Below are 24,329 nucleotides of genomic sequence, written 5' to 3'. Positions count from 1 at the left end.
TGTAACGCGGGATGCGCGGCGCGTTTGGCCGTCCCGCGCCGCGGCCGCCCGAGCCGCCCGAGCCGAGCACGCACGGCTAGCCGATCCGCGGCACCGCGATCGCCACCCCGACCACGATCCACTGCACGATCGCGACCAGCACGCCGGCACGGCACAACCCGACCGCACCGCGCACGCGCGCGGCAAGCGCGCGATCGGCCTTCCCTGCATCGATCCAGCCGAGATCGGCGAGCGCGCGATCGAGCGCGGCCAACCCGTCCTCGACCGACGCGTCGTCCGACGCCGCGCGCGCCAGCGCGGCGAACAGCCGCCGATCGATCTCGATGCGCACCGCGTACCACAGCGCGGCAATCCCCGACCCGGTGCTGATCGCGGCCAGCAGCACGCGCGCGATCGTCCCCGGCACCCACCCCGCCGCGATCCACCAGCCCGCGCCGGCCGCGGCCAGCGCGGCCGCGATCGCCCATGCGCCCGCATCGAGCGCACCGCGCGCGGCGGCGATCCGGAACGGTGCGGACGGATCGCGCATCACGCCCCTCCCGTCGCGCGGCGTCGGTCGATCCAGTCCTGCAGCACGGCCACGCCGTCGTCCGACCATACCGCGCGCGGCCGCACCGCCCGTACCGCCGCGAGCGCGTCGCGCGCGTCGCCGAGCCCCCGCCGCGCGGCGAGCCAGGCGGCCGCGCACAACACGCTTCGCCCGTAGCCGAGCGCACAGCAGACCAGCACGTCGCGCCCGTCGGCATGCAGGCGCTCGAGCGCCGCGACGGCCGCCGCGAGCTGCGCGGTGGTAGGCGCGACGAGGTCGAGCTGCGGCACCGCCGCATACGCGAACGACGCGTCGGCCGCGACCCAGCGCGGCATCTCGGCCGTCAGGTCGACAAGCGCCGTGAAGCCGTGGCGCCGCACGTCGCGCGTGGTCGGCGTACGGCCGATCGACACGCGCGCGTCGACCCGCACCGGCGCCGGCTGCCGGAACGTCCACACCCTGGAATTGACGAACGCGCCCGCGATCGTCGGCGCGAGCAGCCAGCGGATGAATACCGGGAAGCGGCCCGTGTCGTCCTTCAGGAACGCACCGGGCGCGCCGCGCCGATAGATCCACGCGACGCACGCGAGCGCCAGCGCACCCCACCCCGCCGCCAACGCCCAGCCCGGCGCGCGCGACACGCAGTCAAGCGCCAAGAGCGCGACCAGTGCCGCACCGAGCGCATAGCGTCGCGCGAGCGCGCGGCCGGCAGCGGACGGCGAACGGGTGGCACCCGGCAGCCGCCCCGCGTCGTCACGCAACGGAAACAGGAACAGCGCCAGACAGCCGACGGCCGCACCGGTCGGCACGTCGATCGCGTGATGCTGGTAGGTCGTCAGCACCGACACGCCGATCGCCGCGAACCACGGATGCAGCACGATGCGCGCCGCCGTGCCGCGCAGATGCTTCGCATATACGGCCCACAGCACGACGAGCAGGCCGATGTGCAGCGACGGCGCCTGGTTGAACGGCTTGTCGAATCCCATCAGCAGCGTGAACAGCGCGCCGGCCACGCCGCCCGCGTCGGGACGCTCGAAGCCGAAGCGCAGCGGCCACGCGATGAAGCACGCGACCGACACCAGCTGCACGGTCAACAGCCGCTTCACATGATCGAGCAGATCGTCGCGGCGGGTCCAGAAGAAGAACGACAGCGCATACAGCAGGTCGATCGACCAGTACGGTACGATGGTCCATGGCACGAACGGAATCGCGTGCTCCCAGCCGAACGCGAAGGTCGGCACCACGGCGCGGCGCGCGGCGAGCCAGTTCGCGAAGCCGTAAGTGGAGAAAAACACCGCGCCCATCGCCGCGAGCCAGCCGACGCGCAGCGCCAACGACGCGTCGCGCGCGCCGGCCGCCGGCTCGGCCAGGCTGCCGCCCGCGCCGCCGCCGAGCGCGCTCATGACGCGTCGACCCGCTGCGCGAGGCTGACCGTGAAGATGCCCATCTCGTCGATCCGCTGGTCGAGCTTGCGAAAGCCCGCGCGTGCGACGAGCTCGTCCATCTCGGCCTGCGACCGGCGGCGCATCACCCAGGTCGCGTCGCCGCGATGATTGTTCAGCGCACGCGCGATGAATTCGAGCTGCGGATGCCACGGCTGCCCGGTATAGACGAGATAGCCGCCGGGCGGCACCGCCTGCGCGAGCCCGCGCAGCGAGCGCTCGATCAGCGCGTTCTCGCCGAACAGCTCGTACAGCCCCGACACGATCGCCAGCGTCGGGCGCGGCTCGAGCGTCGCGAGCGACGCCTCGTCGAACGCGTCGCCGCGCTCGAAGCGCGCGATCGGCTCCAGGCCGCGCTGCGCGATCAGCACGCGCCCGGCCTCGACGTTCGGCGGGCTGTAGTCGCGCAGCGTGATGTCGTCGGGCGCCGCGCCGTCGCGTTCGGCGGCCGTCGCGATCGCATCGAGCACATAGCGTCCGTGCCCGGCCGCGATGTCGACGATCCGCACCGGCTCGCCGTGGCCGCGCAGCCGGCCGATCGCCGCGCCGATCAGTTCCTGCAGATGCACCTTGCGCTGACGGATGCCGACCCAGCCCGGCGAATCGAGATAGGTGCGGTCGATCAGCGCGCCGACGCCGAGCCGGCCCTGCGCACGGTTGCGGTACACGTAGTCGAGCGTCGAGCCCGAATCGAAGCCGAGCCGCAGCCCGAGCGCGATGCCGTCCGACAGCGCGCCGCCGGCCTTCAGCCCTGCCCGCGTGATCGCCCAATAAGCACGTGCGAACGGATTCGCGGGCGGCCGGCCGAGCGCCGCGTATTCGTCGTGGAACGCGCCGCGCCGGTCGGCATCGGCGAGCGACACGCGCGGGCTCGGCGCATCGAACTCGCGCAGCACGAACGCGCGCAGCGGCGCGAGCGCCTGCGCACGGTCGCGCTCGCCGAGCGTGTCGTGATAGAAGCCGGGCAGCACGATGCGCTCCTTGCGCGCGGCGCCGAGCCGCTCGAAAAAGCGGTCCTGCGGGCCGCGATGCACGACCCAGTCGGCGCCCGAGATCAGCAGCTGCGTCGGCACGGTGATCGCCGCCGCATCGGCGACGATCCGCTGCGCCGTGTCGTGCAGGTCGAGCAGCATGTTGACGGCGATCGGCCGCGTGATCAGCGGATCGGCCGCATAGCTCGCGATCCGTTCGGGATCGTGCGTGAGAAATTTCGGCTTCACGTAACTGTTCACGTAGAACAGCCCGCGCAGCTTGTGCATCAGCCGCAGCCCCGGCCGCGCGAACGGCACGTAGAGCTTGATGTGAAATGCCGGCGACGCGACCACGAGACAGCGGATCGGCGGTGCATAATCGTGCACCCAGGTGGCCGCGAGCACCGCGCCGACGCTCTGCCCGACCACGGCCGTGTCTTCGATCGCGATGCCGTGCGTGTCGCGGATATGCTCGACGAAGGTCTGCAGGTCGCGCACCGACGCGGCCGCGCTCGGGCTGTAGCCGCGCGCGCCGGGCGAGCGGCCGTGGCCTCGCGCATCCCACGCGAAGAACGCGAAGTCCGGCAGGTCGAGCTCGTCGACGAGGTGCGCGACGCGCGCCGAATGTTCGTGGCCGCGATGCAGCAGCACGATCGCGCCGCGGCAGCGCGGGGCCGTCGCGGGCCAGTGACGATAGAACAGCGTTTCGCCGTCGTGCGTGACGAAGTCGGCCTCACGGGCCGTGCGTGTGCTCATGCGATCTCTCTCGTTTCGTTATTCGAATCATGCGGCGCCGCCCTCCGGCGCCGGTCCTTCTACCGCGGGCGGCCGCCGTCAACCGCCCGCTTCGGCGATGCCGGCTTGCACGCGGCGCACCACCGTCACGATCGACAACACGATCAGCACGCGCCACAGCCACGCGGCGACGCTGCCGACCGGCAGGCCGAAGCCGATCCACAGCGCGAACGCGCCGAGCGCGAGCGCGCGGTCGCTCTTGCCGAACGGGCCGTCATAGCGGCGCGTCGCGCCGGCGAGCGGGCCGATCAGCCCCGCGCATTCGACGATGACCGCCGCCAGCGCGAACAGCCAGACGTCTGCCGGCACGAACGCGGGAATCGCGAGGAACGGCAGCACGAGCGCGACATCGGACACGATGTCGCCGAGCTCGTTCAGGTACGCGCCGAGCGTGCTCTTCTGTCCGTGTTCGCGGGCGAGCATGCCGTCGATCGCGTTGAGCGCCATCCGCACGAACAGCCAGATCGGGATCAGCAGGAACAGCACGCGGGCGAACACGCCGAGCCCCGCGAGCGCGCCAACGACGATCGAGCCGCCGGCCGCGAACAGCGTGACCTGGTTGGCGGTCACGCCGCGTTCGGCAAGCGAATCCGCGAACGGACGCAGACGGTTCTGGAATTTCGGTTTGAGTGCGTAGAGGCTCATCGTTGTATGGGTTCGGCACGTTCGGACACGTTTCCAGCCGCCATGCCCCGGGCGGCGCAACCGCCAGAGGCGGCTGACAGGTGGTCGTAATCGTCGCCGAGCGGCCCCGACGCGTCAAGCCGCGCCCCGCTTCGGCCGCGCCGGGCATTCTGGCGTTTTCGACGGAAACTCGCGATAATCCGCTGGCCCGTGAACGCAGCAATTCATTCGAACTGTGACCGGGCGCTCGTGCAACAGCCGATTATCACGCCGTCGACCGGCGAATTCGCCGCGACGCAACGTCCGCCGGCGCATCGTCCGATTATCGCGGCCCTGCGACAGGCAGCCACGAATTTGAAAAAACTTGAACAATGGCCGTCCGGCGCGCATCCTGCCGCGCCGGCATTCCGGGATTCCGCCCGCCGCGCATGCGCGGCCGCGCGGGCATGCAGGCAGGAGGCGCGGCGCCGATGAACATCCTGAACGTCTGGCAGCGCGATTTCCTGCTGTCGATCGTGCGGCTCGTCGCCGGCGCGTATCCGGTCTGGCATCAGGCGCCGCCTTCCCCGACGCAGAAGATCTACTTCTCGAACCACACGAGCCATATCGACACGCTCGCGATCCTCGCCGCGCTGCCGCGCGACGTGCGCGCGGTCGTGCGGCCCGTCGCGGCGCGCGACTACTGGGACAGCAGCAACCTGAAGCGCCACATCGCGCAGAAGCTGCTGAACGTCGTGCTGATCGACCGTCACCGCGAATCTGGCGGCGATCCTCTTGACCCGGTGCGCGACGCGCTGCGGCAAGGCCACTCGATCATCATCTTCCCGGAAGGCACGCGCGGCGCCGACGTGTTGCCGCAGCCGTTCAAGAGCGGCCTCTTCCATCTCGCGACCGAGTTTCCGAACGTCGCGCTCGCGCCGGTCTATCTCGAGAACCTGCAGCGCATCATGCCGAAGGGCGCGATCTGGCCCGTGCCGCTGATCTGCAAGGTGCATTTCGGCGCGAACGACGCGCTCGGCGCCAGCGAAGACAAGCCGACCTTCCTCGCCCGCATGCGCGACGCGATCGTCGCGCTCGCGCCGCCGCAGCGGCCGGCCGGCTGAACGCGGCCCCCTCCCCTCTCTTTTCCGGACCTCCTCATGCGAACTCTCTTCTGGGAACTGGTCGCGGGCGTCACCGGCGTGCTGGTGCTCGCGACCGTGATCGGCGCGATCCTCGGCGCGCGCAGCGGCGGCACCAGCGCGACCATCGTCAACCTGAACCAGCGCATCCGCGCGTGGTGGGCGATGATCGCGATCATGGTCATCGCGATCAGCCTCGGCAACAACATCACGTATCTCGTGTTCGCGTTGCTGTCGTACCTGACGCTGCGCGAGTTCATCACGCTCACGCCGACGACCGCGAGCGACCATACGACGCTCTTCATCGCGTTCTTCGTCGCGATTCCCGTGCAGTACCTGCTGCTCGGGATCAACTGGTACGGGATGTACTCGATCTTCGTGCCGGTGCACCTGTTCTTCGCGATGTCGCTGGTGTCGGCGCTCACGCAGGACACGCGCGAATTCCTGAGCCGCAACGCAAAGATCAACTGGGCGCTGATGGTGTGCGTGTACGGGCTGAGCCATGCGCCGGCCGTGCTGATCCTCGACATTCCGCACTACGTCGGGCAGAACGCGCTGCTGCTGTTCTTCTTCCTGTTCGTCGTGCAGATCAGCGACGTGCTGCAGTACGTGGTCGGCAAATTGTTCGGACGGCGCAAGATCGCGCCGCAGCTGTCGCCGTCGAAGACGGTCGAAGGCTTCATCGGCGGCGGCCTGCTCGCGACGCTGTGCGGCGCGTCACTGTATCGCGTGACGCCGTTCAGCTTCGGCGCGGCGTTCGGGATCTCGCTGGCGATCGTGATCGCGGGCTTCGTCGGCGGCCTCGTGCTGTCGGCCGTGAAGCGCTCGCTCGGCACCAAGGACTGGGGCTCGATGATCGCGGGCCACGGCGGGATGCTCGACCGTGTCGACTCGGTCTGCTTCGCGGCGCCGGTGTTCTTCCACCTCGTGCGCTACCTGTACGTGTGATGTGCGGGCGGCGCGACGCCGCCCGGTGCCGCGCACGGACCGCTCAATAACCGTCGCGCACGGCCTTCGGCACGATGTAGCGGCCGCGCGATGCGTCGAACTTCACCGTATGGCGCACATGAATCGCGCGATCGCCTCGCGTGCCGGTTTCGGTCACGATCAGCGGGTAGACGCTATCGATGGCGCTCGTGTCCGGTGCGATCGCGAAGCGGCGTTCCTCGCAGCGCGCCGGATCGTTCGCGCATTCGGTCGATTCCGCATTGTCGAGCGCTTCGTCGATGCGCGCCGCCGCCAGCACCAGCGCGTCGCCATACGGCAGCCAGATCGAGCGGATGCTTTGCGTATAGCCTTGCCGCGAGTCGCTGTTGCCGATGACGAAACCGAACATGTGCGGCCCGAGCCGCTGGATGCTCACCGTGCCCGGCTCGCCGCGCCCGCCGGACGCGATGCCCGTCTTCTTCAGTGCCGGTTCGAGCGTCGCCCCGTCCTGCGAAGGTCGAAGCACGTACAGGTCGATCGTGCCCGACGTGGCATCGGAATCCATCCCCGGCATCCCGTTCTGCACGGCGTCCTCGGTCTCGCCGCACATCGCGAGCAGCGTGCGCGGGCCGTCGGCCGTCGCGACACGCAGCGATCCGCACGACGCGTAAATGTAATCGCCCGCATCCGGCTGCCAGCCCTTGCGATCGGCACGCCACGTGCCGTACGTGTCGCGGATGAACCGTTGCAGCTGGCGGTCGGGATGCGCCGGCTCGGCGGCATGGACAGGCGACAACGCGGCGAGCGCGGTGAACACCGCGACTGCCGACAGTACGGCGAGCGTCGCCGCAAACCGGCGCCCGCGCATAGCCGCGCCATTCGCGCCGGCGGGCGTGACGATCTCGTTCTTCATTCCTGGATCCGGTCGATGCGCGCGGCCCCTGCCGCACGCGCGGGCCGATGCCCGCGAGCCCGTAGCGTACACGCACGGCGCGGCATCGCAAGCGCGTGTCGTCCTGAACGCGTAAACCGGCCGATAACGCGCACGCCGCGCCGCTCGCCGTTTCCGCTTCATCGCGACCCCGGCGCGAGCCGCATCACGCCGGCGCCGTATCGGCCGCTTGCGGACCCGCAAGCTTGAATTCGCCGACCGTTTGCGCGAGCTGCGCCGCCTGCTCGCGCAACAGCGCCGCGGCCGCGGCAGACTCCTCGACGAGCGCCGCGTTCTGCTGGGTCGAGTGATCGAGCTGCGACACCGCCTGGTTCACCTGCGCGAGGCCGGTGCTCTGCTCGTTCGCCGCAACCGTCATTTCCGCGATCACGCTCGTGATGCCGCGCACCCCCTCGACGATCTCGTCCATTGTCACGCCGGCCGTGTGCACGAGCCCCGACCCGCCCTCGATCTTGTCGACAGACGCCTGGATCAGCTGCTTGATTTCCTTGGCGGCCTGCGCGCTGCGTTGCGCGAGCGTGCGCACCTCGCCCGCGACGACCGCGAAGCCGCGCCCGTGCTCGTTCGCGCGCGCCGCTTCGACGGCCGCGTTCAACGCGAGGATGTTGGTCTGGAACGCGATGCCGTCGATAACGCCGATGATGTTCGAGATTTCGTTCGAGGCCGCCGTGATCTCGCCCATCGTCGCGACCACCTGGCTCACCACCTCGCCGCCGCGCATCGCGACGCCCGACGCCGATTCCGCGAGCCGGTTCACCTGCGTCGCCGCATCGGCCGAGTTGCGCGCCGTGCCGGCGATCTCCTCGAGCGCTGCCGCGGTTTCCTGCAGGCTCGACGCCGCGTGCTCGGTCCGGCTCGACAGGTCCTGGTTGCCCTGCGCGATCTCCGCGCTCGCCACGCTCACGGATTCACTGAACCCGCGGATCTGCAGCAGGATCGCCGAGATCTTTTCCGCGAACACGTTGAACGCACGCGCGATCTGCGCAGCCTCGTCGTTGCCGTCCGCCCGCAACCGCTTCGTCAGGTCGCCGCTCCCGCTCGCGACGTCGGTCAGCGCATCGCGCACCAGCAGCACGCGCTTGAATGCCGCGTTCGTCAGCGCGCCGACGAGCGCGGCCGCGAGACAGGCCACGATGACGATGGCCACGAGCGTCGTCGTCGCGACGGCCCGCATGCCGGCCGTCACGTCCGACCGGTCGAGCGCCATCACGAGCGACCAGTCCGTACCAGCGATCGGTTGCGCGCGGAGCAGCTTGGTCACGCCGTCCACCGCGACCGCCACCGGCTCGGTCGCGCCCTGCAGGCCGGCGAGACGGTCGGGCGTCAGTTCCGGTGACAGCTGCGTGGCCGGTTTCATGATCAGGTCCGTCTTCGCGCCCGCGATGAGGCGCCCGCTGCGGTCGACGAGAAACGCGAAACTCGCCGGTGTCGGGTGCATCGACGCGACGATTGCGCTCGCGCGTTCCATATAGAGACTCGCCGCCAGCACGCCCTTCAGCGCGCCGCCGCGCATGACCGGCGCCGCGAATGCAAAAGCCGGCTTGCCGGTCGACGCGTCCTGGTACAGCGCGGTGACGACGAGCCGGCCGGCCTCGACCGCCTGCTTGTACCACGGGCGCGCGGTCGGATCGTAACCGGACGCGAGCGGGATGTTCGAGAACGCCGTGTGATCCGGCAGGCCGAGCGTCAGCACCTGGAACCCGCCCGACTTGCCGAGGAGTGTCAGTGCCGGCAACGGATCGCCTTCGCCGATCGGCAGCGTATCCGCAAGCGCCTGGGTCTGCTGGGCGCGGCTCGCAACCCACTCGTCGAGCGCCAGCGCGTGGCCGGCCAGGACCGACTGCAGGTTCTGGTCGATGGTTTCGTCGTTGTGTCGCTTGACGACCTCGTACACGAGGCCACCGGTGACGGCGAGTGCCGTGACGACGATGGCGACGCAGGTTGCCACGATCCGGGCGCGAATTGATGACAGCATGATGACGGCGATCTCCGGTTGCGCGTTGTTATCGAACAGTCAAATGAGTACGCAAACGGGATTAACGACCGGTGGCGATGCAACTTGAGGTTCGACTGGTCAGACCATTCAAAAAAAAATGGAATGCCCTGGTCGCGGCCGTGCGGATCACCACCCGAGTTAGCGCGCCCGGCGGGATGGGAACCCGCCGCTCCGGGGCGCATACTGGCGCCTCTTCACCCACCACCCTTCCGGCGCCACCGACACGGATCCTTGTCGCCGAACCCGCCCATGAAACGGAAGCTCGACATCGTCTAGTTCGCCGGTCGCGACGGTGACACGCTGCGCCACGTCGCGCGCAGACTACGACTATCGCGCGGATCAGCGCCTGCACATCGCGGGCGAACACATCGAGCACGCGGATGGAGGCCGCGAATTGCTGATTCCATAGCGCCTACCCGCCCCGCTACTATCCTCGCTCCCCGGCAATCGGGGCTTTGGCGAGCCAGCCTCGGCATCGGCACCTGACAACGCGGTCGAGCGGCGAGCCTGCATCGCCGAGCTCAAGACTCACGGTCGACCGCCATTCTCCGTCGATCCGCTTTCCACCATCGACGTATTTCTTGTAACCGTCGCCCGCGCTGAAAGCGTGCTCGTCGCCTATCTGCCCGGACTGCTCATGCGCCGCAGCAATGATCGTCGCAGCCGCTCGCTCGATGCCGCATACATCGCGCTCGCTTCGACTGATCGACGAGCAGCTCGTCGAGTTCGTCCGTGCCGTGCGGCGCGCCTTCATCATATGGCTTTCGTGTCCTCTGGGACACGTCACGCCGAATTTCTCTACTTTTGAGCTGGGTTATTTCTCCGATCGCGGCAAGTCCATTCTCGCATCCCATCTAAATTTAATTAACACAATGTAACGTTTCCAGCCGCCTTCAAATCACCAGAAAATTTCAATCATCTCATCGCCAAACGCCAGCACCTCACGTCATCTATAAAACCTGCGCGTCACTTCCCCCCCTCCCTCAAAGCTGCACTCTCAAAGTGTGGCGAATCGTGCCGACCAAATTGACATTAGACTGGACTCCGCTCGAGAGCATCCTTACTTGGATAGCGAATTACTTCAAAAAATATACAGTTAGCAGGTTTCCAGAAAAACATGTCAAAGGTAAAAAGACGGCCTTACTACCAGATGAATCCTTCGTTGCTACCCTTTACGGCCTCGACATGGAAAGTCAGCATGGGATCGCGAGGATGTGTGCCGATCAATACACTGCAACCCATTTTATATGCGAGGCTTGCGCCAGGTGAAGCTCCGCCACCGTCGCCTCCCAAGCCAACTACTGAGCAGATCGAGGCAGAAACTGCATTCCAGAAGCTGCTTGCTGCTCAACCCAAAGCATCTCCCAAGCCATCCGCGCAACCAAAGGATATAGACGCAGAAGATCATGACAAGATTCCCGAGTTTGATTTGCAGGATGTTCCGGTAGCAATGGACAAGATCGGCTGGCCTGTCGCCGCGAAAATTGCAAGAAAGTGGTTTGCGAGTCCCAAGCACATCTATAACGACGACCCCAACTCCGAACAGCCGATTGACAACACAACGACTTCCCTCAAATGGGCATTGAAATTCGGAAGTGTTCGAAAGAAATATAATGAGCTGATTTCTCAAAATATCTATTCACCGGGCGCAACCAGGGAAGCAAAAAGAAAAATCTCCAGGCAAGTGCAGACCGCTTTTGTCGATAATGGCCTGGCAGACTTCTCCTTCGACACCACTCCTTCCATCAACAATGAAAGGCACTTCCACATTGACTAGCAGTTCCAGTTTCAAAATATTCCGACAAGCGCCACACTAGATGGACTGCTTCTAACCGACCTAACGGCAGCACTTGGAAATTTCAATCTGTATGCTGCCATTGGACGAGTAAGAGTTACCACCGAAAAATACTTTCGATATAACAAAACAGAAAGAACAAAAACATATTGCATTGATTCCGTCGCCACAATCACCCACATCCACGTCTACGTGAAGGATAACTACTCCTTCAATGACAAAGGCGACGGAAACAGTCAATATCTTGGACACTGGAATAAAAAAGACATGATTCTTTCGTATCGCGCAGCCATCAGCGATACAATCGACGGGAACAAGCTTCACACTCGGATGGGAAATTCCTCGATCACGGAAACAACGATCAATTGGCACTATTTGCCGGGAGATCCGTTCGACAAGCCTGTTGACAAGCGCCCCGGGGTCAGAAAGCTCCTGATCAAAAACGTCTACTACCCCGTGTATAATAAAAATTACAACGAATGGCGGGAGCTGCACAATAGCGGCGGCGACTTCATGATCTACAGCAAGCCACAGCTCCTGAAACTCAACAAACCCATTCAAATCAAACTGGAAACGATATGCCGCCCGCCAGAACCCATGTAAAAATAACCCACCGAGCCGCTTTCATCGCCAGCACACTGATATTTTTATCGCTCGTTGGAGGCAGCATCTTTTTCTTACAGGGCAACCATGATTACACCGACTGCCAACACCACAACTATAACAACAAGCTAAATGGCGGAATCAAAGAATTCAACGGCAAGAAATACACAATAAACATCTGTGGCAGCGGCATCAACAATAGCCACCTCTTTGGCGATGGCATGGACTCGGTGCAATTGACTGTCACCGATGCGCAAGGTGAAATTTTGGCCAAGAGATACTACAAAGTATTTTGGGATGGGCAACCGGGCCACGAACCGCTCAGAACAGGGCCCGATAGCATTACTTATCAAGATGATGAGAAGCAAGCCGACTACACAATCACCATGCCACCTACCGTGATTGACTGGGCAAGAGCGCGAATTCCATTTTTCAACTAGGCGGATGCGATTTTTTGCCGATGCCTGACACTCCGACAATCCACGCCCCGGATTGAAAGGAGCGTGTCACGGGTTTTGGATCGCACAGCAGACGTTATTGTTTCAGCTGCCCCCCAGGCGGCAACATCATTCGTCACGCCGGCTCCGGCACCTCGATCGCCAGCAACGCCGAGCTGACCGACTTGCCGTGCGCGTCGAGCGCAAGCGAACGCGTGACACCGCCGCCGAGCGCATCGCGCAGCACGAAGTTGAACGCGGCAAGCGCCGGCAGCTCGTAGCGCACGACGTCGCCGTGCACGATGCCCGCGAGCCACGCCTTCACCGCCGGCGCATCGAGATGCGCGCGCACGTGTTCATAGTGACGCGGATCGCGGCAGATGACCGACACGTTCAGCGTATTGCCCTTGTCGCCGGTGCGCGCATGCGCCAGTTCACGCAGTTGCATCAGGCCTCCACGAAGGAAAACGACGGCGTCACGGCCGCGCGCGGCAGCAGCACCGACTGCACCGCGATCACCTCGCGCGTCGACTTGAACGCGCCGCCGCCGCCGGCCGGCCCGTTCGTATACAGCGTCTCGACTTCGTTGCCGATGCGCGCGGCCTCGGCGGCGCTCGCCGCACGGCCGGCCACCCGCACGCGGACTTCGGCCGGCTCGCCGCACGTGGCAGGCGTCGCGTCGCCGTAAAGCGAATCGACGCCGATCAAATCGAAGCGCAGTTCGGTCGCGGCCACGCCCGTCAGCGCGAGGCGCTCGCGGACGATCTCGAGCGCGAGCCGTGCACGCGCCAGCGCACCCGGCCCGCCATACGAGATCTGTCCTTCGCCGATATGGCCGTCGACGTACGCGACCGACACCTTCAGCGTCTCGGTGCGCGCGCTGCCGCGCCCGCCCGTCACGCGCACACGATCCGGTGCCTCCTCCGCCACAGCGACGCGCGTGAAATCCGCGACGACGTCGGGCTGCAGATAGCGCGCCGGATCGTGAATCTCGTACAGCAGCTGTTCCTTGCAGGTCGCCGCGCTCACGCGACCGCCCGCGTGCGGCACCTTGGTGATCACGACCGAACCGTCGGCCGCGACCTCGCCGATCGGGAATCCGAGCCGCGCGAGATTCGGCACGTCCTTGTAGCCGGGGTCGGCGAAATAGCCGCCCGTCACCTGCCCCGCGCATTCGAGCAGATGGCCGACGACCGTCGCAGCCCCAAGCGTGTCCCAGTCATCCATCCGCCAGCCGAACGCATGAATCAGCGGCGCGGCGAACAGCGACGGATCGGCGACGCGCCCGGTCAACACGACGTCCGCGCCGGCCGCGAGCGCGTCGACGATCGGCGCGGCGCCGAGATACGCGTTCGCGGACACGATGCGGTCGCGATACGCGGCGACTTCGTCGCCCGACTCCTCGAAGCGGAACGCACCGCGCAGCACGACGTCGAGCACGTCGTCGCCTTCGACCGCCGCGACCTTCAGCCCCGCGAGGCCGAGCGACCGCGCGATCTGCACGGTGCGCCGCGCGGCCGCGCGCGGGTTCGCGGCGCCCATGTTCGATACGATCCGCACGCGCTTGCCGGCCGCCACCGGCAGCACGGCGTGCATGCGCGCATCGAGCAGCGGATCGTAGCCGAGCGACGGATCCTTGCGCCGTGCCTGCTGCGCGATCGCGATCGTGCGCTCGGCCAGACATTCGAAGACGAGATAGTCGAGCTGCCCGTGTTCGGCCAGTTCGACCGCGGGCTCGATCCGGTCGCCCGAGTAGCCGGCGCCCGCGCCGATGCGCACGCGCCGTTCGTGTGGTGGCTTTGCTGTCATGTCGGTACCGTCATCCGGCGCGCGCGCCGGGGAAGAATCAAAAAACGCCCAGCACGACGCACGCGATCGTCATCACGATCGAGGCGCCGAACAACAGCGGGAACGTGAATTTCTGGTGCTCGGCCAGCTCGATGCCGCACAGGCCGACGACGAGGAACGTCGCGGGCGTCAGCGGGCTGACCGGAAACCCGGTCGTCATCTGGCCGAGCAGCGCGGCCTGCCCCACGTGCACGGCCGGCACGCCGAGCTGGCCGGCCACTTCCGCGATCACCGGCAGCACGCCGAAGTAGAACGAATCGGGATCGAACAGCATGCTGAGCGGCATCGATGCAAGGCCGAGCGCGACCGGAATGTGGCCGGCCATCGACGGCGGCACGAAGCCGACCGCCGCCTGCGCCATCGCCTTCAGCATCCCGCTGCCCTGCATGATCCCGGTGAACACGCCGGCCGCGAGCAGGATGCCGGCCATCATCAGCGCCGCGCGCGCATGCGCGTCGATGCGCTTCCTCTGCATGTCGACGTCCGGGTAGTTCACCATCAGCGCGACGCACAGCCCGACCATGAACATGATCGCGGGCGGGATCTTCTCGCCCATCACGACCATCGTGCCGAGCACGACGAGCGTCAGTACCAGGTTGAACCAGAACAGGTGCGGCCGGCGCAGCGCCTGCTCGTCGGCCGTCAGCTCGCGCTTCGGCAGCGGAATCGACCCATCGTCGCGCGACAGGCCGAGCCGCTTCTCCTCGCGCCGCCCGAGCCAGTACGCGACGCCGAACACGAACGCGAGCCCGATCGCCTGCACCGGAATCAGCGGATTGAACAGCGCCGACACCGGCAGGTGCAGCGATGCCGACGCGCGGATCATCGGCCCCGTCCACGGCAGGAAGTTGATCCCCGCGGCCATCGACACCGCGGCGGCCAGCACGCGCCGGTCCATCTTCAGCCGGTCGTACAGCGGCAGCACCGCGGGTATCGTCACGAGAAAGCAGACCGCGCCCGAGCCATCGAGGTGGATCAGCAGCGCGAGCAGCGTCGTGCCCATCACGATCCGCGTGGGCCGCGTGCCGACCGCGCGCAGGATGCGGTCGATGATCGGGTCGAGCGTGCCGGCGTCGGTGATCGTCCCGAAATAGAGAATCGCGAACACGAACATTCCGACCACGGGCGCGAGACCCTTCAGCCCGTCGACCACGAATTTGCTGGTATGCAGCCCGAAGCCGCCGATCAGCGATGCCGCGATCGGCACGATGATCAGCGCGACGAGCGGCGACATGCGCTTCGACAGAATCGCGGCCAGCAGCACGACGATCGTGCCCAGCCCAAGTAACGGCAGCATCCGTGTCTCCTACCTTGTCTTTTGTTGGAGACGAGCGTAAGGTCGGCGCAGCGATAGCACAATTGAAATGATTTGATCGCAGCAATCACGAACCGTTATGGATCTGAACCTTCGCGACATCCGCGCGTTCGTCACCGTCGCGCAGGCCGGCAACTTCACGCGCGCGGCCGCGCGGCTGCACCTGTCGCAGCCGGCGCTGACCGTGCAGATCCGGCGGCTCGAGAACATCGTCGGCGCGCGGCTGTTCGACCGCAACAGCCGCAGCGTCGCGCTCACGCAGACCGGACGCGAACTGCTGCCGCTGCTGCAGCGCTCGCTCGACGACATGGAGCGCGTGCTGCGCGATGCGCGTGCGCTCGGCGAAGGCGCGAGCGGCACGGTGCGGCTCGCGTGCCTGCCGACCTTCGCGTCGAGCCTGCTGCCGGAGCTGATCCAGTCGTTCCGGCGCGACGTGCCGCGCGCGGGCTTCGACATTCGCGACGGCGTCGCGAGCCTCGTCACCGCGCTGGTGCGCAACGAGGAAGCCGATCTCGGCCTGACCGGCGGCGATACGTTCGACGCGTCGCTGGACGTGCTGTATGCAGGCGCCGACCGGCTCGTCGCCGTGTGCCCGAAGGATCATCCGCTCGCGCGCAAGCGGCGCGTGCGCACCGCGGACGTCGCCGCCGTGCCGCTCGTGCTGACCGCGCAGGGCACGAGCGTGCGCTGCGTCGTCGATGCCGCGCTCGAAGCAGCCGGCTGCACGCCCGACATCGCGTGCGAACCGACCTACATGATGACGGCCGTCGCGATGGTCCGCGGCGGCCTCGGCGTGACGATCCTGCCGGCGACCGCGCGCGAGGTGCGCGCCGAGCCCGACCTCGTCGCGAAGCCGATCGACGACCCTGCGTTCGTGCGGCCGATCGCGCTCGTCGCGAAGCGCGGGCGCACGCTGTCGCGCGTCGCGCAGGCGTTCGCCGACGTGATGCTGGCGGAATTGAACAAGCGCGCGTGAACCGCGCGCCCGGGATGACGGCCGGCAACCGGCCGAATGCCTGATGCTTACTGCGGGTCCGACTGGCCCGGATCGACCTGCAGCGATTCGCCGATCGCATAGAAGTTGCCGCCCGCGATGTAGTGCAGGCTGCGCAGCGCCGGATCGGCCGACTCGAAATACCAGTGACCGTCGCGGAACACGCGCGTGTCGGACCACGCGCCGACCACCTCGCCGATGAACAGGTCGTAGGTCTGCTGGTTGTGCGGCTCGGGAATCAGCTTGCACGCGAGCCAACCGGAGCAGCCGGCGACGAACGGCAGGTCGTGGCCTTCGACGTCGAACAGCGTAACGCCCGCCTCGCGCAGCTTGTCCGGCCGCTCGGCAAGGCTGTGGCTGCCGACCGCATGCGTGAGCTGCAGTTGCGCGGCCGTCGGCACCTGGATCACGAACGTGCCGCTACGCTCGACGAGCTCGCGCGTCTTCGCGGACTTGTCGAGCACGACCGTCAGCTTCGGCGGCAGGAAATCGAGCGCGCAGGCCCACGCGGCGGCCATCACGTTGTCGACGCCGTCGTGGCGGGCCGACACGAGCACGGTCGGGCCGTGATTGAGGAGACGGTAGGCTTTGTTCAGCTCCACCGGAGCGATGTGACTGTCCATGCGGGTTCCCTGTGAGCGGCACGACGCACGCCGGCCGAAGGCCGCATTCTCGCACTCCATGCCGATCGCCGCTGCGTCGGGCGCCCGCTCTCGTCGTCGCGCGACGCGCGCAATACCATACTCGGCCCGCATCACGCGATTCGATTCGTTAAATAATGAATTGATGAATCGAAGACGAACGCGCCGTCATCGGAATTCGGCCGAAATTCGCACGGAATTATCGCGATTCCGGCAATACGCCAATCGCGCCGCCACGAAATTCAAATCGATTGATACACGATTCTCAATAATGCGAATCTCTCAATGGACCTTGCTGCAGCACGCACCTGTCTGCTTTAGGTCACATCGGAGAATTCCATTTTTGCCGTTCGTCGGCGGCTCTGTAGTCTCCTGCCATTCCGGTTCAAGAAAGCCAGCCAATCGCAAGGAGATGACATGAAACGCACGACCCTCTCGCTGATTTCGCTCGCGTCGTTCGCGGCGATACCCGCCGCGCATGCGCAGTCGAGCGTCACGCTGTATGGCGTGATCGACACGTCGATCACGTACGTGAATCACGCGCAGGGCAAGGACAACGCGTGGATGCTCGGCAACAGCAGCGCAGGCAACCTCGCCGGCAGCCGCTGGGGCGTGAAAGGCACCGAGGATCTCGGCGGCGGGCTGAAGGCGCTGTTCCAGCTCGAGAACGGTTTCGACCCGAGCAGCGGCCGGCAGGGCCAGGGCGGCCGCCTGTTCGGCCGGCAGGCATTCGTCGGGCTGACGAGCGATCGCTACGGCACGCTCACGTTCGGCCGCCAGTACGATCCGCTCGTCGACCTCGTGCAGGGCATCACCGCCGACAACTATCTTGGCAGCGTGTTCGCGACGCCGGGCGACGTCGACAACTACGACAACAGCTTCCGTGTCGACAACGCCGTGAAGTACACGTCGGCCGTGTATTCGGGCCTGCAGTTCTCGGCGATGTACTCGTTCGGCGGCATTGCCGGCAGCACCGGCGCCGCGCAGTCGTATTCGGCTGCCGTGTCGTACAACAACGGGCCGTTCAGCGTCGCGGGCGGCTACTTCCACGCGACCAACAGCCCCGCGTCGAACGGGCTGCGCAACGGCTGGACCAGCTCGTCGGACGGCACCTTCGACGGCCCGATCAACACCGGCTATGCGAGCGCGCACTCGATCGGCATCGCCCGCATCGCGGGCCAGTACGTCGCCGGCCCGTTCACGTTCGGCCTCGGCTACAGCAACGCGCAGTACCGCCGCGACGCGAGCTCGGTGTTCAACTCGAACGAGCACTACAACACCGGGCAAGGCTTCGTGAACTACCAGGCGACCAATGCGCTGCTCGTCGGCGTCGGCTACAGCTATACGCGCTCGGGCGGCGATACGTCGGCGACCTATCACCAGGTGTCGGCCGGCGCGGACTACACGCTGTCGAAGCGCACCGACGTGTACCTGACCGCCGCATACCAGCACGCGAGCGGCCGGACGGGCGACGGCAACGGCGGGTCGATGGCCGCGCAGGCATCGATCGGTTCGTACGGCTATGCGGGGACGAGCTCGCAGACGATGGTCAACCTCGGCCTGCGGCACCGCTTCTGATCGGCGACGGCCGGCTGCGCACGGCATTGCGCGGCCGGTCGATCGTGTCGGATTGCGAATCGAGGCTTCGCCGACACGGCGGCTACGGCCGCCGTCGTCGTTTCTCCAGCCCGCGCACCGGCGGTTGCGCCTTTTATCATCCGCGTCGTTGCGCCACTCACTGCCGCATTCGCCGCGCAACCGACGCGTCGCGTCAGTATTGCGATAGCGGCCGCCCGCCGGCATGCGCGCGAAAATCAGCCTTTTTTACCGATTCAGTCCTGTCGCGCTTCGATACCAGCGCCGAGGGAAATGCGCCGACAAATGCGCCGGCAAATGCAAAGGAAAGTTTGACGCGAGCCATTTGACTGCGCGCTATGGCACACTTCGCGTCTGCGTAATTTCCTTGCACCGGGCGGCCGGATTCCGCCCCATCCTGCCATGCCGCGTCAGACTGCCCGTTCGATCAGCCACGCCACGCCGAAGCTCGCTGCGACGATCGCGTTGTCGTGCGCGCTGCACGGGTTCGCGCGGGCCGACTGCCTCGACGACGCGGCCACGTTCCAGAAAGTGAGCGTGAGCCTGCTGCGCGGCATCGCGCAGGTCGAATCGGGGATGAATCCGAACGCCGTCAACACCAACACGAACGGCACCGTCGACATCGGGCTGATGCAGATCAACAGCACCTGGCTGCCGACGCTCGCGCGCGAAGGCATCACGCGAGAAAGCCTGTTCGATGCGTGCACCAACGCGTACGTCGGCGCGTGGATCCTGTCGCAGAACATCCGCCAGCTCGGCGCCAACTGGAACGCGATCGGCGCGTACAACTCCGCGTCGCCCGACAAGCGCCTCGCGTATGCCCGCAAGGTCTATGATGCAATCCGGACCCTGCCGGATTCGCCGGATACTCCCATGCCCATCCTTCCCCCCTCCTTTACGCCGCCACAGCAGGTGCAGGCGTACAACCCGTTCGCGAGCCTGAGCGTGTCGGCGCCGCCGGTCACGCGGCCGCGCACGCTCGCGCCGGCCGCACCGCCGCCGCAACCGCAAGGCGGGCCCGCCGGCCCGGCCGGCACGTACAACTTCGGCTGGACCGTCACGGGCGCCGACCAGGCCAAGCCGACCCAGGTGTTCGACGACGGCGCGCGGATCTACGTGCAGTTCAGCGACATGAAGCACGTGCCGGCGATCTTCACCGAGACGTCGTCGGGCCGCGTGTTGATGTCGTGGGAGCTGCAATTCCCGTATGCCGTTCTGACGCGTCCCGCGCAAACGTTAATCTTCCAGCTCGGGCCGTTCGAGGCGCGCGCGCAGCGCGGCGCGGCGGGGACGACTGCGCAGGCCGGGGCGGGAACGGCAGCGGGAACGCAGCGTTCGGGTACGACGGCTGCCACGGCGCCTGCGGCGAAGCAACCGGCTGCAAATGCGTCGTCCAGGCGCGCGGCGTCGGCCGATGCGCTGTGGTATCTGGACACGCCGTCGACGTCGGGATCGGCAACGACCGCAAGCACGGCGACTACGTCGTCATCGAGCGCGCCAGCAACATGGCCCACGGCCGTGACGTCGAACACGCCGCCGCCCGCCGCAACGACCCAGCCGCCGGCTGCGGCCACGCCGGCGACGCGCGTCAACACCGACGCGCTCTGGTATATCTCGAAGTAACGCGCGGGGCCCGCGTGCGTCGGCAACCGGCGTGCGTCAACGGCCGGCGGACTAGCAGACGACCGTCTGTCGCATCGTTCAGGCTGATGTCGGCGATGGCGCTCACGTCTCCTGCGTCGACGTGAGCTCGGGCACGTTCATGTCGTCGACTCACTGCAGCTCGGCGGTGCCGTTCGTGCGGAAAACCACGCGCAATTGGCGCGACGTCGGCGATTCCGGCAGCGACAGCCGCAACTTCGGCCGCCACCGCATCCCCACCGCCCCGATCCATCACCCGCGCCGCACCCAGATCACCTTGCCGTCGCGAATGCCGAGGTCGCGCCGCTCCTGGCGATAGTCCATCGTGCCCGGCAACGACTGGCCATCGCGCTCGAGCACGCGCCACAGGCAGCCGTCGAGCAGCGCCGCCGCATCGGCCTCGGTCTTGCCGATCAGCGCGTCGTCCGGCGCGGCGTCCGCCTTGCATGCGTTCACGGTGCCCGACGGTGCGGGGTTCATCACCGCGCCGCCGGCGGTGGCGTTGGGGTGCTTCGCGTTCACGTCCGCACATCCCGAAAAGGTTGCGCTCGCAACTAGTGCCACGAGTATCGCGATCGTGTTCTTCATCGGTTTCTCCCTGTCGCGGCCCGGCGGTTCATGTGCGGCCTGCATGCACGGCCGGGCGTCGCATGCGTGATCGGTACCGCGCGCCGCGGGCCGATTCCTGGCGGATGGCGGCCGGCGAATGGCGGCATTGCACGACACGGTCGCGCCGTTTCGGCGCACCGGCGTCGCAGGCCCGGCGTGACGCCGGACCGCCTGCATGTTACCGCACGCGATTCGCCGCGACGGCGCGACGCCGGCGCCGACGCCTCGCATGCGGCATGCGCGCGCCGGCATCCCGTTCAGAACGTGTAGGTCGCGCCGGCCATCCCGTAGTAGTTGCTGCGTGACTGGACGATCGGGCTGTCGCCATAGCGCCCGAGCAGCCGCGTCACGCCGCCGGTCGCGAGCACCGACCAGTGCCGCGACAGGTTCCAGTTCCACGCGACCGACATCGTCGCGCTGTCGATCCCGCCGCTCGTCGAATATGGCCGGAACCGGCTCGTCATCGCCTGCGCATCGGTCACGCCGTAGAACGTCTGCGTGTAGCGTCCGGTGCCGGCATGCACGCTGCCCGTCACGATGATCTCGTGCTGCGCGGTCCTGAGCACGGGCACCGCGAGGTCGACATGCCCCGACACGCCGCGCGACGTATGCGTCACCGGGGTGTCGACCGTGACGCTCAGTTCGGCCGCATTGAACAGCGTCACGCCTGCCCGCACGCCCACGAGCACCGAACCGGGAATCCGGCCCATCCCCTTCAGGTAGTCCGAACCCGGCAGGTCGAAGCGGTTCTCGTCCGTACGGCCCGGGTCATAGTTCACCGCGGCAGACACGAACGCACCGTGCGGCAGGTCCAGCCGGTAGCCGGCGCCTTTGGTGCTGTCGATGAAGAAGCCGTTGCCGAACGTCGCGGCAAACCCCGGCGCGACGACGCCGCGATACTGGTTGCTCCCCGGGTAGCGCGGCGCGAACCCGCCGCCGAGCGAAAGCGAATACTGGTTTTCCGCGTGGGCGGCGGCGGCAAGGGTCAGGCCGGCAAGCGGCACACAGTAGCGGGAGCGGCGAAGGGTTGAGCGCACAATATCGAGATAAGAGTGACGGAGCCCGAAGTCTAGGTGCCGCCGTGCGCCGAGACTGTCCGGAATCTGCGGGGAATCTGTGCGCAATTGTGTTCGATTGTTCGCGATTGTCGTCCTGCCGCCCGGGCCGCCGGAACGCCGGATAGAATTCGCGTGCCGCGCCGCGCGTCCGCCTGCCGGGATGCGGGACGACGCGTGCGTATCGAGGAGACCATGTACGACAATCCGCTCAAATACCGTGTACTGCTGATCGAGGACGACGACCGCCTCGCGCAGCTCGTGCGCGAATACCTCGACAACTATGAATTCGCGGTGACGGTCGTGCGGCGCGGCGACCTGGCCGTCGCGGCGGTGCGCGAGCACCAGCCGGCGCTCGTGATACTCGACCTGATGCTGCCGAATCTCGACGGGATGGAGGTGTGCCGGCGCATTCGCGCGTTCACCAACGTCCCGGTGCTGATTCTCACCGCGCGCGCGGACGTCTACGATCAGGTCGCGGGCCTCGAAACCGGCGCCGACGACTACGTGACGAAGCCGATCGAGCCGCGCGTGCTGGTGGCGCGCGCCCGCGCGCTGTTGCGCCGCGCGCAGCCGGCCGTGACGGACGCCCCCGCCGCCGCGCCCGAAGCGCTCGTATTCGGCGAACTGACGATCTCGCCGCCGAACCGCACGGTCACGTGGCGCGGCGAGCCGGTCGACCTGAAGACGGCCGAATTCAACCTGCTGCTGATCCTCGCGCGCGCGGCCGGCACCGTGCTGAGCCGCGACGACATCCTGAAGCAGTTGCGCGGGATCGAGTTCGACGGGCTCGACCGCTCGGTCGATTCCGGCATCTCGAAGCTGCGCCGCCGTTTCGAGGATGCGTCGTCGGAGCCGCACAAGATCAAGACGATCTGGGGCCGCGGCTATCTATTCAGCCCTTCCGCGTGGGACGAGTAAATGCTGCGCCCGTTGATCAGGCTGTACCTCATCGTGATCCTGTGCGTCGCCGGATCGATCGCGTTCATCCAGTTCTCGTTCGACCGGATCTTCTATGATCGCGTCGCGCAGGCGCAGCGCGATTCGCTGACGACCTACGCGTTCGTGCTGAACGATTATCTGGAGCGCCACCCGGGCGCGCAGCGCACGCTCGCGCTGCGCGAACTCGCGAAGCACGGCAACGAGGGATTCGGCTTCATGACGATGGCCGACGCCCGCGCGCAATTGAGCGGCACGCCGCTGCACGATCTCGACGCCGGCCGGATCGCGATCGGTTACGACGCCAAGGATTACTACATGCCGCTCGCGGACGGCTCGGTGCTGCACGCGCGCCCGACCGAGGCACCCGACCTCGACATCAAGATCTACGCGTACCTGCTGCTCGCGCTCGCCGCGCTGCTTGCGGTCGTGCTGTGGATTTCGTATCACTGGCGCGACCTGCGCAAGCTGCAGGCCGCCGCGCATGCGTTCGGCGCGGGCAACCTGTCGACGCGCGTGAGGCTGTCCGGGCGGTCGAACATCTACGCGCTGTCGCAGCAGTTCAACGACATGGCCGAGCGGATCGAGGCATCGATCAAGCAGCAGCGCGAAATGATGCACGGGATCTCGCACGAGCTGAAGACGCCGCTCGCTCGCCTCGAATTCGGGCTCGCGCTGCTCGCCGAATCCGACGAGAGCGGCCGGATGCGCGAACGCCGCGATGAACTGCGGCGCGACGTGCGCGAACTCGACGATCTGGTGACCGAGCTGCTGACGATCGGGCGCCTCGAACAAGGCGCAAGCGAGCTCGCGCCGATGGACGTCGTCGTCGATGCACTGATCGACAGCGTCGCCGGCAACGTCGCGAACGACGTCGCCGACCGCGGCCTCACGCTCGGCGTGTCGACGACCGGCGCGCCCGCCACCCACGTGTGCGACCCGAAGCTCGTCGCGCGTGCGCTGCTGAACCTGATCCGCAACGGCACACGCTATGCGTCGCGCACCGTCCTGCTGTCGGCGACGCACGATGCATCCGGCGCGCTGGTGCTGAGCGTCGACGATGACGGCCCCGGCATTCCGGTCGCCGACCGCGCGCGCGTGTTCGAACCGTTCCAGCGACTCGATTCGAGCCGCGACCGGCAGACCGGCGGGTTCGGTCTCGGGCTCGCGATCGTGCGGCGCGTCGCGCTCGTGCACGGCGGCGACGTGCGGCTCGAGGACTCGCCGCTCGGCGGCGCACGCTTCGTGATGTCGCTGCCGGTGCGGGCGTTGCCGGACTTCCCGGGCGATGCGCCCGCGCGCATGACGCATGATCGAAGCGATCGCGCGAGTCCGGTCACGCCGCGCGGATGAATGTGCGCTGCGTGATGTCTCGCGACGTCGCGTCCGCCGTGCGAAACGGCGCGTGTTCCGTGATCCCGCCAGCATCGCCGTACGCCGACGCGGCGCTCGATGCGATGCGATGCGTTCCACGTTTCCGACGTTTCACCGGCGGCATT

Annotated in this window: 21 protein-coding genes and 2 pseudogenes; 10 read left to right on the top strand and 13 right to left on the bottom strand. The window is 66.9% G+C overall.

Going from position 1 to position 24,329, the window contains the following annotated elements; translation table 11 throughout:
* Positions 1-76: 76 nt before the first annotated feature.
* The 4 genes from DIE23_RS27390 to DIE23_RS27375 all read right to left on the bottom strand — a co-directional run bounded on the left by DIE23_RS27390 (position 77) and on the right by DIE23_RS27375 (position 4,382).
* Entirely contained in the window at positions 77-529 is a 453-nt protein-coding gene (locus DIE23_RS27390; RefSeq protein WP_124614974.1) for a hypothetical protein, read from the bottom strand.
* Complete coding sequence (locus tag DIE23_RS27385) at positions 529-1,932, bottom strand: phosphatase PAP2/dual specificity phosphatase family protein (protein WP_124614973.1); 1,404 nt, start codon at positions 1,930-1,932, stop codon at positions 529-531. The genes DIE23_RS27390 and DIE23_RS27385 overlap by 1 nt, the downstream gene beginning before the upstream one ends.
* Positions 1,929-3,698 carry a bifunctional alpha/beta hydrolase/class I SAM-dependent methyltransferase gene (locus DIE23_RS27380; protein WP_124614972.1) on the bottom strand — a complete coding sequence of 590 codons (1,770 nt, stop codon included), beginning with the start codon at positions 3,696-3,698 and terminating at the stop codon, positions 1,929-1,931. Before DIE23_RS27380 ends, DIE23_RS27385 begins: the two co-directional genes overlap by 4 nt.
* Positions 3,699-3,776: 78 nt before the next feature.
* Positions 3,777-4,382 carry a CDP-alcohol phosphatidyltransferase family protein gene (locus tag DIE23_RS27375; RefSeq protein WP_124614971.1) on the bottom strand — a complete coding sequence of 202 codons (606 nt, stop codon included), beginning with the start codon at positions 4,380-4,382 and terminating at the stop codon, positions 3,777-3,779.
* Between the two features lie 449 nt (positions 4,383-4,831).
* Here DIE23_RS27375 and DIE23_RS27365 point away from each other — a divergent pair, with 449 nt between their 5' ends.
* Entirely contained in the window at positions 4,832-5,464 is a 633-nt protein-coding gene (locus DIE23_RS27365; protein ID WP_124614970.1) for a lysophospholipid acyltransferase family protein, read from the top strand.
* Positions 5,465-5,500: 36 nt separating this feature from the next.
* Entirely contained in the window at positions 5,501-6,430 is a 930-nt protein-coding gene (locus DIE23_RS27360) for a phosphatidate cytidylyltransferase (RefSeq protein WP_124614969.1), read from the top strand.
* A 43-nt stretch (positions 6,431-6,473) separates the two neighbouring features.
* Here the strand turns inward: DIE23_RS27360 and DIE23_RS27355 are convergent, their stop codons facing one another.
* Together DIE23_RS27355 and DIE23_RS27350 are read right to left on the bottom strand one after the other, a co-directional pair.
* On the bottom strand, positions 6,474-7,322 hold the full coding sequence (locus DIE23_RS27355; RefSeq protein WP_124614968.1) for a topoisomerase IV: 849 nt from the start codon (positions 7,320-7,322) through the stop codon (positions 6,474-6,476).
* A 184-nt stretch (positions 7,323-7,506) separates the two neighbouring features.
* Positions 7,507-9,336: a methyl-accepting chemotaxis protein gene (locus tag DIE23_RS27350; protein WP_124614967.1), complete on the bottom strand. Its 1,830-nt coding sequence runs from the start codon at positions 9,334-9,336 to the stop codon at positions 7,507-7,509.
* Between the two features lie 502 nt (positions 9,337-9,838).
* On the opposite strand from DIE23_RS27350, the pseudogene DIE23_RS40395 reads away from it, so the two are divergent.
* The 3 genes and pseudogenes from DIE23_RS40395 to DIE23_RS27330 form a co-directional block, all read left to right on the top strand.
* A pseudogene (locus DIE23_RS40395) lies at positions 9,839-10,082 on the top strand (IS110 family transposase); the annotation flags it as partial.
* 392 nt (positions 10,083-10,474) lie between these two features.
* Positions 10,475-11,755, top strand: a pseudogene (locus tag DIE23_RS27335) (DUF6402 family protein).
* Positions 11,731-12,195 (top strand): hypothetical protein, encoded by a 465-nt coding sequence (locus DIE23_RS27330; RefSeq protein ID WP_124614965.1) that lies wholly within the window; start codon positions 11,731-11,733, stop codon positions 12,193-12,195. The pseudogene DIE23_RS27335 and the gene DIE23_RS27330 overlap by 25 nt, the downstream one beginning before the upstream one ends.
* 133 nt (positions 12,196-12,328) lie before the next feature.
* On the opposite strand, the gene DIE23_RS27325 is transcribed toward DIE23_RS27330, so the two are convergent.
* Genes DIE23_RS27325 through DIE23_RS27315 form a run of 3 tightly spaced genes read right to left on the bottom strand, consistent with a single transcriptional unit; the run spans position 12,329 to position 15,337 of the window.
* The gene (locus DIE23_RS27325) at positions 12,329-12,640 is read right to left on the bottom strand and encodes a hypothetical protein (RefSeq protein ID WP_124614964.1); all 312 of its coding nucleotides are present in this window, start codon (positions 12,638-12,640) and stop codon (positions 12,329-12,331) included.
* On the bottom strand, positions 12,640-14,001 hold the full coding sequence (locus tag DIE23_RS27320; protein WP_124614963.1) for an acyclic terpene utilization AtuA family protein: 1,362 nt from the start codon (positions 13,999-14,001) through the stop codon (positions 12,640-12,642). Before DIE23_RS27320 ends, DIE23_RS27325 begins: the two co-directional genes overlap by 1 nt.
* Positions 14,002-14,038: 37 nt before the next feature.
* Entirely contained in the window at positions 14,039-15,337 is a 1,299-nt protein-coding gene (locus DIE23_RS27315) for a CitMHS family transporter (protein WP_124614962.1), read from the bottom strand.
* A gap of 97 nt (positions 15,338-15,434) precedes the next feature.
* On the opposite strand from DIE23_RS27315, the gene DIE23_RS27310 reads away from it, so the two are divergent.
* Positions 15,435-16,331, top strand: coding sequence for a LysR family transcriptional regulator (locus DIE23_RS27310; protein WP_124614961.1), 897 nt, complete (start codon positions 15,435-15,437; stop codon positions 16,329-16,331).
* Positions 16,332-16,378: 47 nt separating this feature from the next.
* Here DIE23_RS27310 and DIE23_RS27305 read toward each other — a convergent pair whose 3' ends face one another.
* Positions 16,379-16,972: a flavin reductase family protein gene (locus DIE23_RS27305; RefSeq protein ID WP_124614960.1), complete on the bottom strand. Its 594-nt coding sequence runs from the start codon at positions 16,970-16,972 to the stop codon at positions 16,379-16,381.
* Between the two features lie 435 nt (positions 16,973-17,407).
* Between DIE23_RS27305 and DIE23_RS27300 the strand changes: the two genes are divergently transcribed.
* Positions 17,408-18,568, top strand: coding sequence for a porin (locus tag DIE23_RS27300; protein ID WP_124614959.1), 1,161 nt, complete (start codon positions 17,408-17,410; stop codon positions 18,566-18,568).
* A 193-nt stretch (positions 18,569-18,761) separates the two neighbouring features.
* Here the strand turns inward: DIE23_RS27300 and DIE23_RS39695 are convergent, their stop codons facing one another.
* Entirely contained in the window at positions 18,762-18,911 is a 150-nt protein-coding gene (locus DIE23_RS39695) for a hypothetical protein (RefSeq protein WP_185646543.1), read from the bottom strand.
* A gap of 77 nt (positions 18,912-18,988) precedes the next feature.
* Between DIE23_RS39695 and DIE23_RS27295 the strand changes: the two genes are divergently transcribed.
* On the top strand, positions 18,989-20,209 hold the full coding sequence (locus DIE23_RS27295; RefSeq protein WP_124614958.1) for a transglycosylase SLT domain-containing protein: 1,221 nt from the start codon (positions 18,989-18,991) through the stop codon (positions 20,207-20,209).
* Between the two features lie 270 nt (positions 20,210-20,479).
* Here DIE23_RS27295 and DIE23_RS27290 read toward each other — a convergent pair whose 3' ends face one another.
* Complete coding sequence (locus DIE23_RS27290) at positions 20,480-20,815, bottom strand: hypothetical protein (protein ID WP_124614957.1); 336 nt, start codon at positions 20,813-20,815, stop codon at positions 20,480-20,482.
* Positions 20,816-21,093: 278 nt separating this feature from the next.
* Positions 21,094-21,840, bottom strand: a complete 747-nt coding sequence (locus DIE23_RS27285) for a MipA/OmpV family protein (protein ID WP_124614956.1) — start codon at positions 21,838-21,840, stop codon at positions 21,094-21,096.
* A gap of 246 nt (positions 21,841-22,086) precedes the next feature.
* On the opposite strand from DIE23_RS27285, the gene DIE23_RS27280 reads away from it, so the two are divergent.
* Positions 22,087-22,812, top strand: a complete 726-nt coding sequence (locus DIE23_RS27280) for a response regulator (RefSeq protein ID WP_124614955.1) — start codon at positions 22,087-22,089, stop codon at positions 22,810-22,812.
* Complete coding sequence (locus tag DIE23_RS27275; RefSeq protein WP_124614954.1) at positions 22,813-24,183, top strand: ATP-binding protein; 1,371 nt, start codon at positions 22,813-22,815, stop codon at positions 24,181-24,183.
* Positions 24,184-24,329: the final 146 nt, after the last annotated feature.

It is taken from the genome of Burkholderia sp. Bp9143 (assembly GCF_003853645.1).
Taxonomy (GTDB): Bacteria; Pseudomonadota; Gammaproteobacteria; order Burkholderiales; family Burkholderiaceae; genus Burkholderia.
The sequence above is the reverse complement of the archived record's forward strand: the minus strand, read 5'-3'. Positions and strand labels throughout refer to the sequence as shown.